This window comes from Novipirellula caenicola (assembly GCF_039545035.1).
Classification (GTDB): Bacteria; Planctomycetota; Planctomycetia; order Pirellulales; family Pirellulaceae; genus Novipirellula; species Novipirellula caenicola.
On the sequence record NZ_BAABRO010000066.1, the window covers coordinates 1 to 1,707 of the forward strand.

Below are 1,707 nucleotides of genomic sequence, written 5' to 3' on the forward strand. Positions count from 1 at the left end.
TGGGATGGTGAAAAGCGGATTTTCCCCGGTTTGTTTTTGTTACACCCCTGCATAGGCGATCGTGCGACGCGATTGGGTCGAATCCTTCAAGCCATGTTGCACCAGCCAGGCTTGCAAGTCTTTGTTGCTCACTCGCGTCAGATGATCCCGAACGCTCGACGCACTGAATCGTTGAACCAGCGTCGGAAGGGCTGCTAGCAGGGTCGTGAACGTCCCACGGTTGTGATGACCCTGCATCGCTTTGTAGCTGCCAAAGATCGATTCGAGCATCTCCGTGCTGCCCGGTAAACAATCCACCGTCGATGGCATTCCCAAGAGCTTCTGTTCGTTGTCACCGTATGCATCGATGACAAGCCGCCACACCCCCTCACACGCTTCCCGGTCCACTGCGAGGGACTCCAAGCGACTGCGAAGTTCTGCACTTCCGCCGCGATAAACCCCGTACCGATTGCTCAAGCGAAGGGTTGTGCCAATCAACCGACACCACTGCTGCCAGTGCTCGATCGATTGCCGAAACTCGACCAGCCAACCAAGTTTCTCGCGCAGACGCACCGAGAAGGCATCGTTGCAGTCGGCCTTTTGATCAAGCTGGCGAAGCACCATCCTCGCCCAGCGAATCTCGCGATGAATGTTCATAAAGCGGCACTTGTCTTTGCGGGTCGGTGGCACCAGATGATCCAATTCGGTTTGGCGAATCCAAGCAGCACACTGTCCGGTTCGTTTTGAGAAGTCTTCGAACACTTGATCGCCCGCAAGCAGTCGCTTCAGGCCGCTGGCGATCTTGTGCTTGACGTCGACAAGATGAACCGGACCTGAGCGGGAGGCTTCCTCCGCGGGCGTTGGATCGGTGTTTTGCAGACTTTCAACCGCCGCTCGAAGTTCGCTCGCTCCGTCGCAAACGACCGCCAAAGGGGTTCCCAATCGCTCGGACAGCGGCTGCAGATCGGCAATCACTTGCTCCTTGGACTTTGAATGCGAAGGCAGCACTGCAAGCACGTGCAGATCTTCATGCCGCAGCGGTCGGCTAGAAGGGTCCTGCCGGTAGGGAAGCTGACTTTGGCGAATGCCCAAGACGACGAGCACATTCATCTTTCCGAGCTGAACGCTGTGATCGATCATCCAGATCCAATCATCCGCCTTTTCGTGTTCCAGCATTGCCACGCCACAGCGGCAGGTCCAGTTTCGCAGTGCATCGCGTGAGGGAATTTTCAAATTCAAAGCCAAGGTGTCGTTGACGAGCTTGAGAGCTTTCGGAGCCGCTCGATATCCGACGATGGCCGCCATCTGACACCCCAACGCAATCATCTCGGGGCTGAATTGGTGTCCCGCAAGACGAGGCCATTGCTGCTGGAGCGAAGCCTGGGAAAGTCGCTCAAGGAGTGCTTGTTTTTCAGCTTGGCATTGCCGGAGCCGTTGAAGACTTTTTTGAGATTGCGTGTTGCTCTGATCGAGTTGCTTTTGCAGCTCACGGTGTTGCTCACGGCAGCGTTGATACTTTTCTTTCCATCGTTGCCTGGACCTGAGCAGGGAAGCAATCAAACAGCGTGCAGGGCTCTTGAAAGGTTTGGCAAGCAGGGATGATAATGACACCGCTGTTACGCTCCATCGTGGCGGATTGAAATTGAGACTTCATCCGCTGGAGCGTAACAGTTTTCTCATTTCCCAGCCCTCCCAATCTCCCCAGACTCGTCGCGTTTCACCATCCCA

The 1,707-nt window shown here is 55.7% G+C and carries 1 protein-coding gene; it reads right to left on the bottom strand.

The window, feature by feature from the left end; genetic code table 11:
- Positions 1 to 39 precede the first annotated feature (39 nt).
- Positions 40 to 1,590 carry a hypothetical protein gene (locus tag ABEA92_RS31270; RefSeq protein WP_345689804.1) on the bottom strand — a complete coding sequence of 517 codons (1,551 nt, stop codon included), beginning with the start codon at positions 1,588 to 1,590 and terminating at the stop codon, positions 40 to 42.
- Positions 1,591 to 1,707 lie beyond the last annotated feature (117 nt).